The 13,034-nt window shown below is 36.7% G+C and carries 11 protein-coding genes; 6 read left to right on the top strand and 5 right to left on the bottom strand.

Annotated elements, in window-relative coordinates; all coding sequences use genetic code 11:
- Nucleotides 1-216 precede the first annotated feature (216 nt).
- Both adhE and ACG72T_RS10575 read left to right on the top strand, forming a co-directional pair.
- Nucleotides 217-2,826, top strand: a complete 2,610-nt coding sequence (gene adhE / locus ACG72T_RS10580; RefSeq protein ID WP_395266190.1) for a bifunctional acetaldehyde-CoA/alcohol dehydrogenase — start codon at nucleotides 217-219, stop codon at nucleotides 2,824-2,826.
- A 168-nt stretch (nucleotides 2,827-2,994) separates the two neighbouring features.
- Nucleotides 2,995-4,254, top strand: a complete 1,260-nt coding sequence (locus tag ACG72T_RS10575; RefSeq protein ID WP_395266189.1) for an MFS transporter — start codon at nucleotides 2,995-2,997, stop codon at nucleotides 4,252-4,254.
- Nucleotides 4,255-4,334: 80 nt separating this feature from the next.
- On the opposite strand, the gene ACG72T_RS10570 is transcribed toward ACG72T_RS10575, so the two are convergent.
- A complete protein-coding gene (locus tag ACG72T_RS10570) occupies nucleotides 4,335-5,504 on the bottom strand; it encodes an iron-containing alcohol dehydrogenase (protein ID WP_395266187.1) in 1,170 nt (389 codons plus the stop codon).
- A gap of 567 nt (nucleotides 5,505-6,071) precedes the next feature.
- Here ACG72T_RS10570 and ACG72T_RS10565 point away from each other — a divergent pair.
- The gene (locus ACG72T_RS10565) at nucleotides 6,072-7,508 is read left to right on the top strand and encodes a 6-phospho-beta-glucosidase (protein ID WP_395266186.1); all 1,437 of its coding nucleotides are present in this window, start codon (nucleotides 6,072-6,074) and stop codon (nucleotides 7,506-7,508) included.
- 90 nt (nucleotides 7,509-7,598) lie between these two features.
- Nucleotides 7,599-8,342, top strand: coding sequence for a GntR family transcriptional regulator (locus ACG72T_RS10560; protein WP_395266185.1), 744 nt, complete (start codon nucleotides 7,599-7,601; stop codon nucleotides 8,340-8,342).
- A gap of 39 nt (nucleotides 8,343-8,381) precedes the next feature.
- Here the strand turns inward: ACG72T_RS10560 and ACG72T_RS10555 are convergent, their stop codons facing one another.
- The 3 genes from ACG72T_RS10555 to ACG72T_RS10545 all read right to left on the bottom strand — a co-directional run bounded on the left by ACG72T_RS10555 (nucleotide 8,382) and on the right by ACG72T_RS10545 (nucleotide 9,834).
- Nucleotides 8,382-8,636 (bottom strand): DUF3781 domain-containing protein, encoded by a 255-nt coding sequence (locus tag ACG72T_RS10555; RefSeq protein WP_395266184.1) that lies wholly within the window; start codon nucleotides 8,634-8,636, stop codon nucleotides 8,382-8,384.
- 2 nt (nucleotides 8,637-8,638) lie between these two features.
- A complete protein-coding gene (locus ACG72T_RS10550; RefSeq protein WP_395266183.1) occupies nucleotides 8,639-9,502 on the bottom strand; it encodes a glycerophosphodiester phosphodiesterase in 864 nt (287 codons plus the stop codon).
- 80 nt (nucleotides 9,503-9,582) lie between these two features.
- Nucleotides 9,583-9,834, bottom strand: a complete 252-nt coding sequence (locus tag ACG72T_RS10545) for a transposase (protein WP_395266182.1) — start codon at nucleotides 9,832-9,834, stop codon at nucleotides 9,583-9,585.
- A 138-nt stretch (nucleotides 9,835-9,972) separates the two neighbouring features.
- Between ACG72T_RS10545 and ACG72T_RS10540 the strand changes: the two genes are divergently transcribed.
- Complete coding sequence (locus tag ACG72T_RS10540; RefSeq protein WP_395266181.1) at nucleotides 9,973-10,647, top strand: YoaK family protein; 675 nt, start codon at nucleotides 9,973-9,975, stop codon at nucleotides 10,645-10,647.
- Here the strand turns inward: ACG72T_RS10540 and ACG72T_RS10535 are convergent.
- The gene (locus ACG72T_RS10535; protein ID WP_395266180.1) at nucleotides 10,644-10,964 is read right to left on the bottom strand and encodes a DMT family transporter; all 321 of its coding nucleotides are present in this window, start codon (nucleotides 10,962-10,964) and stop codon (nucleotides 10,644-10,646) included. The genes ACG72T_RS10540 and ACG72T_RS10535 overlap by 4 nt on opposite strands.
- A 448-nt stretch (nucleotides 10,965-11,412) precedes the next feature.
- Between ACG72T_RS10535 and ACG72T_RS10530 the strand changes: the two genes are divergently transcribed.
- Nucleotides 11,413-13,032 (top strand): PTS transporter subunit EIIC, encoded by a 1,620-nt coding sequence (locus tag ACG72T_RS10530; RefSeq protein ID WP_395266179.1) that lies wholly within the window; start codon nucleotides 11,413-11,415, stop codon nucleotides 13,030-13,032.
- The last annotated feature ends 2 nt before the right edge of the window (nucleotides 13,033-13,034 follow it).

Raw genomic sequence — 13,034 nt, 5'->3', positions numbered from 1 at the left:
TCAGCCACTTTGTGAAGAAACATTCACAATAAAATGGCTGATTTTTTTGATGTGAAAAATGTATTCCAATCAAAATAGCTGATTGGGTGTTGATATATCAACGTGGATACGTTTTCATTGATTATTTGAAATAAAACGCTTGAACAAAGATTACACAGTGATAAGATAAAACGTGAATTAGTTAACAAATATAGTTTCAATCTTGGAGGTAATCAGATGTTGAAAGGTTCCAAAGATACAAAAGTTGATGAAAAAGAAGCTGTAAAACCTGTGATCGATGCCATGGTTTCTAAAGCTCAAAAAGCTTTAAAAGTTATGGATAGTTTTACTCAAGAACAAGTTGATCATATCGTTCATCAAATGGCGATTGCTGGATTAAATGCCAGCTTTGAATTAGCCAAGTTGGCTTATGAAGAAACAGGCCGTGGGCTAGTTGAAGATAAAGTTATTAAGAATATGTATGCGACAGAAGAGATCTGGCATTCAATTAAGCGTGATAAGACGGTTGGTATCATTGAAAATGATAAAGAACACCGTTTGATCAAAGTCGCTGAACCATTGGGTGTTTTAGCTGGCGTTACGCCTGTAACCAATCCAACTTCAACAGCAATGTTCAAGTCATTGATTGCTTTGAAAACACGTAATCCCATCATCTTTGGTTTCCACCCCCAAGCTCAAAAATGTTCTGTTGCGGCCGCAAAGGTCATGTTAAAAGCCGCTATTGATGCTGGTGCTCCTGAAGGAGTGATCCAATGGATCGAAAAACCAAGTATCGAAGCAACTTCATACTTGATGAATAACGACGGAGTCGCTAGTGTCTTGGCCACCGGTGGTCCTGGTATGGTTAAGGCTGCTTATTCAACTGGGAAGCCTGCTTTAGGTGTTGGTCCTGGTAATGGCCCTGCATATATTGAAAAGACCGCTAATATCAAGCGTGCGGTTAATGATATTATGATTTCGAAGACTTTTGATAACGGAATGGTTTGTGCTTCGGAAAACAGTGCTATTGTTGATGCAGATATTTATGCTGAAGTTAAATCATTATTTGAGAAGAATAAAGTGTTCTTCCTCAAGAAAGCTGATTACAAGAAATTGGCTGAAGCAATGTTTAGACCCGAAGGTGGAGTCAAAGGTCCTATCGCTGGTCAATCAGCGTTGAATATTGCCAAACTTGCTGGTATCAAGGTTCCAGCTGATACGAAAGTACTCGGAGTAGAATTAAGCAAGGTGGGTCCTGATGAGCCACTTTCTGCAGAAAAGCTTTCACCAGTTTTGTCTGTTTATAAGGTTGCAGGTCACAAAGAGGGATTCCAAAAAGCCGATGAGCTTTTGCACTTCGGTGGCTTAGGTCACACCGTTGGAATTCATACGATGGATGAAGATTTAGCAACTGAATTTGGTATTAAGATGAAAGCTAGTCGTGTACTAGTTAATACTCCTGCTACCATCGGTGGTATCGGTAATCTTTATAACGAAATGATCCCTTCATTGACACTTGGTACTGGTTCATGGGGTAAGAATTCTATTTCTCATAACGTATCTTCATTTGATTTGCTTAACATTAAGACAATAGCAAAACGGAGAAATAATATGCAATGGATCAAACAACCAAGAGTTTATTATGAAAAGACTTCTGTCCGTTACTTAGAGGATCTTGAAGGAATGCAACGTGCCTTTATCGTCTGTGACCCTGTGATGGTTCAACTAGGTTATGTGGATACGATTACTGACGAGTTGAAGCGCAGCAAAGTTAACGTTGAATATTCAATGTTCTCAGACGTTGATAATATTGTGACAACGGATGTCGTAAAACGTGGCGTTACCCAAATGAATTTGTTCAAGCCTGATACGATCATTGCTTTAGGTGGAAGCACGACCATGGCAACTGCCAAAGATATGTGGTTGTTCTATGAGCATCCAGATGTTGATCTCTTCGGTGCAAAACAAGGCTTCATTGATATTAGAAAACGGACTTATAAGTTCCCTAAGCCTGAAAAAGCACAATTTGTTGCTATTCCAACAACCTTTGGCACTGGTGATCAAGTGACACCATTTAGTTCAATTATCGATACAAAGACCGGAACTAAATATCCAATTGCTGACTATGCTTTGACTCCTGATGTAGCGATCATTGATTCTCAATTTGTCGAGACGATGCCTCAAGATATCATGGCTGAATCAGGGATGGACGTATTGACCAATGCCGTTGAATCATACGTAGCTAATATGGCCTCAGATTATACTCGACCATCAGCACTTCAAGCAGTCAAATTAGTTTTTGACAACTTAGAAAAAGCTATCAGTGGCGACAAGGATGCTCAAGCTGAAATGCACAATGCTTCAACCTTAGCTGGCTTATCATATGGTAATGCCTTTGCAGGTGTTGCACATTCAATTACTGATGTCCTAACGAATGAATACGGGATCAAGCACGGCCTAGCTTCAATCATTGCCTTGCCACAAGTGATCAATTACAATTTTGAACAACCAACTAAGATGACAATGTGGCCTGCTTATGAAAGCTTTAGAGCTGACTCAGATTACGCTGCCATTGCTAGATATATTGGATTGACAGGTAAAGATGAGCGAGAATTAAAGGACGCTCTAGTCAAGAAAATTGTTGATTTGGCCCATGCAGTCGGGATCAAACTAAGTCTTAAAGATAACTTTATTGATCAAAAAGACTTTAATAGTAAGCTTGATACTTTAGCTGAAGCAACTTTTGGCGATCAATTCTCATTCACTAATCCTAAGGAACCTTTGATTTCTGAATTGAAACAAGTCTTACAAGATGTTTATGTCGGAAAAGGAATCGAAAGTAAATAATACATAAAAACTAATAGTACTTGTAATCGAATTATGTTTATAAGTACTATTTATTTTTTTATTATCTTTTATTCGAAGTTCGCCATAAAAAGCCCTGCTGAACTGGTCTATACTAAGAATAATGGGGAGAAGGCTCTGAGATATCATTACAAACAAGGGGTTGTTTACGTGAGAATCAATAAAGAGCAATGGAGTTGGATTTTTTATGATTGGGCTAATTCGGCGTATGGGATTATTGTGACCACGGCAGTTTTGCCAGTCTACTTTAAATCCATCGCACAGACGCAACATGTTTCGGCAGCTGGATCGACAGCAATTTGGGGCTATGCCAATAGTTTTAGTACTTTATTGGTCTCATTATTGGCACCGTTTTTAGGAGCTTTGGCTGACTATCCTAATTTCAAAAAGAAAATGTTGAATATTTTTTGCTGGCTAGGCATTATTATGACCTTTGGCCTGGCAGCTGTACCAACTCAGCAGTGGCAACTATTACTAGTAGTTTATATTTTTTCCGCAATTGGTTATTCGGCCAGTAACTTATATTATGATAGTTTTTTGATCGACGTGGCAGATGACCAAGAGATGAATCGAATCTCAACCCATGGTTATGCCTATGGATATCTAGGCGGGGTAATTGCCTTTTTGTTCTTCTTAATTTTGCAGTTAACGAATGGATTCGGCCGATTAGATGGCGCAGGTATTGCTCGTTGGAGTTTTGTGATCGCCGCAGTTTGGTGGATCATCTTTTATCTACCTTTACAAAAGAACGTTCAACAGCGATACTTTGTAACTGATAATGCGGCACCATTGAAAGATAGTTTCAAGCGTGTGATTCAAACTGTCCGCCATATCAAGCGATATAAGCAAGTTGCTTGGTTTCTAGTGGCTTATTTCTTTTATATTGATGGTGTCGATACGATTTTTACGATGGCTACCGCTATCGGGATGGATATTGGTGTCCAGACGAACGAATTGATGATCGTAATGTTAGTCGTTCAGTTGGTTGCCTTTCCTTTTTCGATTTTGTTTGGATGGTTAGCTGACAAAACCTCAACTCGTAAAGGAATTCTCTTGGGGATCGTAGTTTACTTCATCATCTGTTTGTATGCTTTGAACTTAAAAACAAGTTTTGACTTCTGGGTGCTGGCCTTATTAGTCGGTACTAGTCAAGGTGGCTTACAAGCTTTGAGCCGCTCGTATTTTGGAAAAATTATCCCCAAGGAGTCAGGCAGTGAATTTTATGGCTTTTTAAATATTTTAGGCAAATTTTCAGCTGTAATGGGACCATTTATTGTGGCAATTGTCACTCAATTGACTGGTAAATCAACAATAGGAGCTGCCTCAATTAGTTTACTGTTCTTGATTGGTTTAATCATTTTTATTAGATTACCTAAAATTACGACTCAAAAAGTTTTAGATATCAATTAAAAAATAGGTAACTCGTCCTCAAATTGGACCAGTTACCTATTTTTTTGCTACTTTATTGTGTTGTAATTTAAAGCAGATGATTATTCAGCGTCATATGATTTTTGGAACAGTTCTACAAGCTCTTGTTTGTTACCTTTGCGAGGGTTAGAGAAGGCATTGCCATCCTTCAAAGCATTTTCAGCCATCAATTCAAAGTCCTCAGGTTTGGCTCCGATTGCTTTAATTGAACGAGGGATACCAACGTCATCGGCTAACTGTCTCATAGCTTTGATAGCCAATTTAGCGGCATCACGAGTTGACAGACCAGAAATGTCTTCACCCATAGCCACAGCCAACTGGGCAAATCTCTCTGGATTAGAGATGATATTGTATTCTTCAACGATTGGAAGCAAGATAGCGCAACATACACCGTGAGGGGCATCGTATTGACCGCCAAGTTGATGAGCCATAGCATGAACATAACCAAGATCGGCGTTGTTAAAGGCCATACCACCAAGCATTTCGGCTTCTACCATCTTAGTGCGGGCTTCAACATCATGTCCATTAGCATAAGCTTCGCGTAAGCTCTCTTCAACTAGCTTGATACCTTGAAGACATTGGGCATCAGTAATTTCGTTACGGTGAGTTGAAACGTATGGTTCGATCAGTTGAACGAATGTATCCATACCAGTTGCAGCAGTTAGGCCTTTTGGAACATCTAACATCAACATTGGATCATTGAACGATACAAGGGGAATATTTCTCCAAGAAACAACGACGAATTTGAGATGTGTTTGCGTATTTGTGATAACACAGTGTCTAGTAAGTTCTGAACCAGTACCAGCGGTTGTGTTAACAGCAATCAATGGAGGAAGGGCATTGTCTAATGTTTCGATACCAGCGAGTTTTGTAATATCATCGCCGTTTGTCAAAATAATACCAGTTCCTTTACCAGTATCATGAGCTGAACCACCACCAATCGTGATGATACCGTCACAGTTATTATCTAAATAAATTTTTTTAGCTTCTTGAATATTATGAACTTTAGGATTTGGTTCAACACCGTGGTAGATTGTGAATTTAACGCCAGCAGCAGTCAACGAGTCAGTGGCTTGTGCAACAGGTCCATTAGCGACGCTTTCCAAAAACTTATCAGTCACGATCAAGGGGTTATTCATATTTAACATTTTGGCACGCTCGCCAATCTTCTTAATAACACCAGCACCGAAGAAGTTAACACTAGGCATTAAAAAATCAAAATTTTCTTTCATAATAGTTCCTCCTCTTTGATATAAAAATATTTTATATATTTATGAAAGGCTTTTCAATAAGTTTGTTAGTTGAATAATCAATTGAACAATATTTTATAACGATTTTTCACTATTCAAAAAATGAATAAAAAATAGACATCATTTTGAATGTTAATTAGTGGTTAGATAGGGTATAACTTTTTTAGCACTTGAGTAATTTGATGTCTTTTTTGGAAAACGTTTACAAAAAATCTTTAGTTTGGTACTATAGACTCATTCGAATGAGTCTAAGAAGAGAGAAAAATATGCAAGCTTAAAAAACATCAAAAGAAAAGACAGAAAAAACTAAGTTTAGCGAGTATGCATTTCAATCGATATTTGGTTTTTCGTTATCTTACAACAATTTTTTTATTAATTTATATTGGTTAATGCCAGGAATTTTAGTAATTGGAGCCGGTGCGGTAATGGTTAAACAAGTCAAAAAATATTGGAAACACAATAATAAATTACCAATAATGAGAGGATATTATTGGTTACTAACCAAGTAATGAAGCAGTTGCATACTAGACTCAATAAAAGGAGAAAATAATGACTACAGGATTTAAAGATGGATTTTTATGGGGCGGTGCTGTAGCCGCCCATCAATTTGAAGGTGGCTGGGATAAAGACGGTAAAGGAATCAGTATTGCTGACGTGATGACCGCTGGTGATAATAAGACTGATCGGGAAATCACTGATGGTATTATTCCTGGTAAGAATTATCCCAATCATGAGGCAATTGATTTTTATGATCATTATAAAGATGACGTCAAAATGTTTGCTGAATTAGGATTAAAGTGTTTCCGAACCAGCATTGCTTGGACGAGAATTTTTCCGAATGGTGATGAAGAACAGCCGAATGAAGCTGGATTAAAATTTTATGATGATTTATTTGATGAATTGCATAAATATAATATTGAGCCAGTGATCACCTTGTCACACTTCGAAATGCCTTATCATTTGGTCACTGAATATGGTGGCTGGCGTGATCGACGTTTGATTGATTTGTTTGTAAGATTTGCGACAGTTGTTTTCAAACGATATCGTAATAAGGTTAAGTACTGGATGACTTTCAATGAGATTAATAATCAAACTGGTTTAAATGAATGGGGACTATTCACCAATTCAGGTATTTTGGTTAAACCAGGTGAAGATGCTGAAAAAGTTATGTATCAAGCAGGTCATTATGAAGTAGTTGCTAGTGCAATGGCAGTTCAAATTGGTCATCAGATCAATCCTGATTTTAAGATTGGATGTATGTTAGCTATGGGACCAACATACCCAGCAACTACTGACCCGAAAGACGTCATGAAAGCTCAAAGAGCGATGCAAGCTAACTACTGGTTTGGGGATGTTCAATGTAAGGGAAGATATCCAAAGTGGTTAACAAATTATTTTGAAAGAAAGAATTTTAACTTGGATATCACTTTGGCCGACTTAGATGTAATTAAGGCCGGAACGGTTGATTATATAGGATTCTCCTACTATGCTTCACACGTTATTAAAGCTGATGTTAACGAGCCCGATGATTTCATGACTCCTAAAAAGAATCATGAAGTTAAGAATTCAGCACTGATTCGGTCTGATTGGGGTTGGGAAATTGACCCGGTTGGGTTAAGATATGCGTTAAATTGGTTCAGTGAACGATATGATTTACCATTGTTTATTGTCGAAAATGGTTTGGGAGCTTTTGATAAAATTTCAGATGATGGTAAAATCCATGATGATTATCGTATCGATTATTTGAGAAAACATATTGAACAAATGAAACTTGCGGTTGAGTTGGATGGTGTTGATCTGATGGGATATACTCCTTGGGGATTCATTGATCTGGTTTCCGCCGGTACTGGCCAAATGGATAAACGTTATGGAATGATTTATGTTGATAAAAACGATGCCGGAGTTGGTTCATTAGCGCGTAAAAAGAAAGATTCATTTGATTGGTTCCATAAAGTAATTGAAACTAATGGTAATGATTTGAGCTAATGAGTTAACGTTATATGTATTGACAAGACGTACACTATCATCAGATTATAAGATGAGAGGTGCGTTTTTTGTCGGAAAGGATGTTTTAAAATGACAGCCAAAATGAATATTAATGTTTTAGTTCAAAAAATTATTTCGGCCATTCAAGCAGGTAAATTGATGGATGAGCAACGCAAACTTCCTTCCGAACCGGTTTTGATGGATTATTATCAAGTAACCCGTTATACATTACGAAGTGCCTTACAGCAATTGAATACAATGGGATATATTTATCAAGTTCACGGCGTTGGTACCTTTGTCCGTCAACAGCAGACTAATGAATCAATGGCCTTGGAGCATAATGGTGGTTTGAGTGATGAAGCGGACCGAGTCGGACGCAGTTTGACGACAGATAAGGCCACAGAAAAGATTATTCCTGCTTCGGAGGCTGAATTTATACCAGAGACCGTCAATTTCGATAAAGATGAAATGTTGATTGATGTGACTCGTTTTCGCTCTTTAGATGGCGATCCATATGTCATGGAGCATTCATACTATCTCCAGTCGGTGATTGAAGAAATTCCCCAAAGTGCGTTGTTCGGTTCACTGTTTCATTACTTTGAAGAGCAAAAATCGACCCAAATTGGTTTTATTGACCAGCTGATTATGAGTGAACCCTTACCTAAGACAGCTAGTGATTTTATGAAGTTACCGATTGGCTCGCCAAGTTTAGTTGTACAGGATGAAACCTATCTCAATACCGGACAGTTATTGGCATTTTCAAAACAATATTATAATTTCAAAACCGCTAAATTATTTGTTGTTAAAAAAGTCCATTCAAAGAGTAAACGCTAGAAATTTTTGATATTAATTAGGATATAACGAAAAAAACACCTAATGAGGTGTTTTTTTGTTAGCCGTGATTAGGCGATAATTGAATGAATTAATAACCAATTCAATCTGTTGATTTTGAAGATAATAATTTTTTCCAACTTTAGTAATGGTTGTTGTGGTATCAGTAATTATTCTTTGAACTAGTTGCTCAATATCAGCGTTTGAGAGCTGCATCTGTAATTTTTTATTGACGCGTCCAAAAACTAGTGGGGTATAGCAGACATTTTTTGAAAATACTTCACGTTCAGGAATCATACTTATTTCCACTTATCGATCAGATGAGCTGTTTCTTTAGTGTTGTTCGTGAAGATACTGTCCAGCTTCAAAGTATTTAAGGCATCATAATTGTCATTGTAAGTATTCAAGACCCAACCATTAGTCTTAAAACCATTCTTGTGAGCAACTTTAATTAGTTTTGGTGTCCACTGGTCTAGTTTGATCGAGATGAATTTGATATAACGGGGAGCGTTTTCGATCTGTTCACGATATTGGCGTTCGGTAACGGAATCTAATAGCCAGAGTGTGGGAACGTTTTTTAATGACTTATGCACAGCTTCGATACCGGGTAAACTTTCGTCTTGCATAATGACGTTATTAGTCATTTTATATTGCTTTAACTCTTTGATGAGGGCCTTTTCAGTTGCCGTATTGTCACCCGCATTCTTTTTTGTTTCTATTATATAATGAACCTTTTTGCCATAACGTTTGAAAACATCTTTTAACTGATGGATTCTTTCGCCATTGTGGAGTTTTACTTTGTTGATTTTATTTGAATTTGACGTTGAAATCGTGACATTATGATCAGTAGATTTCTTTAGATTGTCATCGTGTGAAACGTAGAGTTTATTATCTTTACTGAGCCAAACGTCTTGTTCAATATATTGAGAACCATCTTTGATAGCTTGATTATAGCCGCTGTATGAATGATCAGGATTATTGTAGGGACTACCCCGGTGTGAAAAAATTAAAGGATTATTTGGCGAGGCATGATTGACACTTTGAGTGATCGATGTCAGATTTTTAGCTTTCGGAGCGGCAGCAGCTTGAGCAGTAGCAGTTGAAAGTGGCAAGCCTAATATGGTTAATAGTAGCAGCAATGATGCGATTTTTCTCTTTTTCATGATATCCCCTCTGAATGTATTCAATCATATTTTACTCGTAAAAAAAGTGTTACCGCAAGTTAATGGGTAACACAATTTTTTTAATGAAGCTTAAATGAACGATGGTTCTTGGCTGGAGCTTTGTTCAAAGCTATTTGTTTAGTTTTTTCACGTTCAATTTTTAGTTGTTTACTTAATTGACGATTCTTCCAAAATCCATAAACAGAAATCGTTAAAGGAACAGTTGTCAAGGCGATTGAAGCTGGAATCAACCAAGGATTCTTACGAATAATTTCCAAACTCACATCGGTATTGGCTTTTATTTCTTGGTGTAATTTTTCTGGTGTCAACATAATATCGCATCCTTTCGGCTTCCACTCAAGCATAAGCTAAAATGTAACCGATGTCATTAATTATTGACGAAAATTTTATACCAAGTTATTTTAACTTTGATAAGATTGACCTTAGATATTAGTTAAAGAGGTTTTCTAATGAAGCGCTTCAAAAGTCATAAATTGTTCCAGTTACGAGAAATAGCCATCGGTTTAACTTTTGTTGGTGGCTTTATCGATGCTTACACATTTGTCCAAAGGGGGCATGTTTTGGCAGCGGGGCAGACGGGTAACATTGTCTTTCTCAGTGTCGATATTGCTCGTCAAAATTTACCAGGAATTGTTACTAAGATCATGACGATGCTATTCTTTTGCTTAGGAATTATAGTAGTCGAATTTCTGAAACACAAAAATAATCGTAGTCATTATTGGCGTTTAACTAGTTTAGTTGCTGAGTTTATCATATGTATTGTCGTCGGTTTTTTGCCGAAAACAGTTTCTAATCTCTACGTCGTACCACCATTAGCATTTGTGATGGCGATGCAAAATATATCCTTCGATCAAATTGAGGGCTTGGGGTATAACAATGTCTTCTCAACGGGTAACTTGAAAAAGGCAATTATTAATTTTATTGAATATTTCTATCACCATCGTCAAGGAGACATCACCACGTCCAAAATTTATTTTGAATTAGTTTTAGGCTTTTCGTTTGGGGCCATCATTTCCGCACTTTTACAGAAGTGGTTATTTCTGAGAACCATTTGGATCGTGCCGATTTTGTTAATAATTATCGGTGGATACTATACAGCTTTAGTGTATCGTCGAGAAAATTAGCTACCAGAAGTAAATTTAATACCGATAATACTGATCAATAATAGGGCCACAAAGCCCCAAGTCAGTGGTGATAATTTGTCGCCAAAGAGGACGACACCAACGATGATAGAGCCAACTGCGCCGACCCCGGTCCAAATTGGATAGGCCAAGCTCATCGGCATTTTTTTAACCGCTAAAGCTAATAGTCCCATGCTTAGTGCCAAGCCGACAACGGTTAAGATCGTGTAGTTTAGTTTTGTAAAGCCATGGCTCAATTTCATTGTCGTTGCCCAAACAACTTCAAAAAGTCCAGCGGTAATCAAATAGATCCAATTCATAATAGTTTCCTCCAAAAAAATAAGTATTCTCGTTAATTCCTTCATTGGCCTAATGGAATTAATAAGAATACTTTTTTAGTGACACCCGGCGGTGTTAATTGATTTCTAGTTATTCTAGCAAAAAAATTTGTTGATGGCAAACAGTCATTGAAAAATCTTTAATATGCTTAATGATTTGATTTTTTGTTTTAAAGAGTCGGTATGTAGATTATAAAATGAAGTTAGATTAAATTAAGAATCATCAGAAGATAAATAAAAAGGCTTGATTACTTTATATGCCCTCCAATTATTATATGTAGTAGAATTTTTGAGTCACATTAAACTTTAAAACTGATAACCAGTAACTAAACACAGTAACATGTTTCCATCTTAGGTAAAACGCTTACAAACAAGAATATTTAATCTATACTGTAAATGCAAATCAATTAGAAGGAGATGTAAATACAGTATGAAAGAAAAAGTTATGAATGGACTACAACGTTTTTCAAAAGCGATGTTTATTCCTGTTCTTATCCTTCCAATTGCAGGTATATTAATTGCAATCGGGAATATTTTTACTAATGTTAAATTGCTTGAAGCAGTTCCATTCTTGAATAATCCTATTACAAAAGGTTTTGGAATGATCTTGTCTGGATCATTGGTTTCTATTTTAACTAATTTAGGCGTTATTTTTTGTGTGGGACTAGCAGTTGGCCTTGCAAAAAAGAAAAAGGCCGAAGCGGGATTTACAGCTTTACTAGCGTTTTTAGTTTTTATTAACGCAATGAATAAATTTATGGAACTTAACCATTTGTTAAGTAAAGCATCAGACTTACAAGGAACAGGCCAAACAATGGTATTGGGAGTTCAAATTCTTGATATGGGTGTGTTCCTGGGAATTATCCTAGGTGTAATAGTTGGAATGATACACAATCGTTTTATAGATACTGAATTTAAGAGTGCATTTCAAATTTACGGTGGTTCTCGATTCGTATTTATTGTGATTATTCCTGTAACAGTAATCTTGGCAATAATGCTTACTTATATTTGGCCATTTATTCAACTTGGCATTTCAAGTATGGGTGGTTTTATTAAACAGTCTGGTAATTTTGGTATTTTTCTATATGGATCTTTAGAAAGATTATTGATTCCTACAGGATTACATCACTTAGTATATACACCATTTCTTTATACAAGCCTTGGTGGTACTGAAACTATTGCGGGACACGTATATGAAGGAGCAAGAAATATTTATTATGCAGAAATGGCGGATCCGTCGATTCATTTATTATCGAGATCAGTTATTTGGGACGCAAGAGGTATTTCAAAGATGTTTGGTTTAATTGGTGCCTGTTTGGCCATGTATCAGACAGCAAAGCCTGAAAATAAAATGCGTGTTAAAGCAATTCTAATACCAGCTGTTGTAACTTCATTTTTGGCTGGAGTGACAGAACCAATTGAATTTTCATTTATGTTTTTAGCTCCACTTTTGTTTGTTGTACATGCTGGTCTGGCTGGATTAAGTATGGTTGTTCTTAATATCTTGAATGTGCGTGCAATTGGACCAAATGGTTTTTTGGATTTCTTATTGTATAATGTTCCGCTAGGAGTGGGTAAAACACATTGGCCAATGTACATTGTTGTCGGGATAGCTTTCTTCTTTATTTACTATTTTCTTTTTAAGACATTAATAACACTATTAAATCTAAAAACTGTTGGTCGAGAAGAAGATATCAGTGACGTTAAATTATATTCTAAAAAAGATTTGAAGGAAAAGAAGCAACATAATGATAATGGGAATAGTACTAAGTCTGGTGAAAGTAATGGTATTCCTGCCACTTTAATTGTAAATGCTTTAGGTGGCGAAGATAATATTGAAAGTGTTACGAATTGTTATACAAGACTAAGGACGGTTCTAAAGGACCCTACTTTAGTTAACGAAAATGTTCTAAAAAATGAAACTGGGGCGAGTGGACTCATTGTTAAAGGAAATAATGTACAGGTTGTTTATGGATTGACAGTAACTGCGGTTAGAAAGGCAGTCGATGCAGAACTGGGTTTGACTGACTTAAATACAGAATTGGAATAGGA

The organism is Companilactobacillus sp. FL22-1, from assembly GCF_043951805.1.
Classification (GTDB): domain Bacteria; phylum Bacillota; class Bacilli; order Lactobacillales; family Lactobacillaceae; genus Companilactobacillus.
This window is presented reverse-complemented; position numbering and strand designations above follow the sequence as displayed.

Bases quoted from the DNA above. Each gene is read 5' to 3' on its own strand.
- adhE (WP_395266190.1), top strand. From the start codon at position 217: ATGTTGAAAGGTTCCAAAGATACAAAAGTTGATGAAAAAGAAGCTGTA.
- ACG72T_RS10570 (WP_395266187.1), bottom strand. From the start codon at position 5,504: ATGAAAGAAAATTTTGATTTTTTAATGCCTAGTGTTAACTTCTTCGGT.
- ACG72T_RS10565 (WP_395266186.1), top strand. From the start codon at position 6,072: ATGACTACAGGATTTAAAGATGGATTTTTATGGGGCGGTGCTGTAGCC.
- ACG72T_RS10560 (WP_395266185.1), top strand. From the start codon at position 7,599: ATGACAGCCAAAATGAATATTAATGTTTTAGTTCAAAAAATTATTTCG.
- ACG72T_RS10555 (WP_395266184.1), bottom strand. From the start codon at position 8,636: ATGATTCCTGAACGTGAAGTATTTTCAAAAAATGTCTGCTATACCCCA.
- ACG72T_RS10550 (WP_395266183.1), bottom strand. From the start codon at position 9,502: ATGAAAAAGAGAAAAATCGCATCATTGCTGCTACTATTAACCATATTA.
- ACG72T_RS10545 (WP_395266182.1), bottom strand. From the start codon at position 9,834: ATGTTGACACCAGAAAAATTACACCAAGAAATAAAAGCCAATACCGAT.
- ACG72T_RS10540 (WP_395266181.1), top strand. From the start codon at position 9,973: ATGAAGCGCTTCAAAAGTCATAAATTGTTCCAGTTACGAGAAATAGCC.
- ACG72T_RS10535 (WP_395266180.1), bottom strand. From the start codon at position 10,964: ATGAATTGGATCTATTTGATTACCGCTGGACTTTTTGAAGTTGTTTGG.
- ACG72T_RS10530 (WP_395266179.1), top strand. From the start codon at position 11,413: ATGAAAGAAAAAGTTATGAATGGACTACAACGTTTTTCAAAAGCGATG.